Source organism: Polaromonas sp. P1_G2 (genome assembly GCF_056405515.1).
Map to the genome: position 1 here is coordinate 1 of NZ_JBFUBY010001407.1, position 408 is coordinate 408.

At 58.6% G+C, this 408-nt stretch carries 1 protein-coding gene; it reads right to left on the reverse strand.

Going from position 1 to position 408, the window contains the following annotated elements:
- Positions 1 to 355: hypothetical protein (locus AC1D0P_RS30800; protein WP_477680200.1), on the reverse strand; the 355-nt coding region annotated here is incomplete at its 3' end.
- Between the last annotated feature and the right edge of the window lie 53 nt (positions 356 to 408).

Sequence of the window (408 nt, forward strand, 5' to 3'; positions counted from 1 at the left end):
CTACCAATGCCGCCTCGACGACATCGCTCAACAGCCAGTCCACGATCTGATGCCGGGTCTCGGGCAGCACCTTCTCCCAGAAGGCTACCGCCTTTGCGACGCTGTCTGCTCCCATGAGAAAATAAGCGAGTTGGACCATCGAGTCTGTGGTTGGTTCGGTGATCCATACGCGCAAGCCGTTTTCGAGGGGGTTTCCGATCATTGCGTTTCCACAGAGCCAACCCTCGGCCTCCTTCTTATCCGGGTGAAGCAGTCGAGCTAGTGCCCATGCCCGATCATAAAATTGCGTAACCGCTGCCTTTTCCTCCGCGGGCCAGCCGCGCCAATCGCCATAGTCCAGCTTACTGGCAATCATCTCAGGATCCAGCCCCGGCTGACCGTGACCGGGCATGCAGGCAAGGTGAAGGA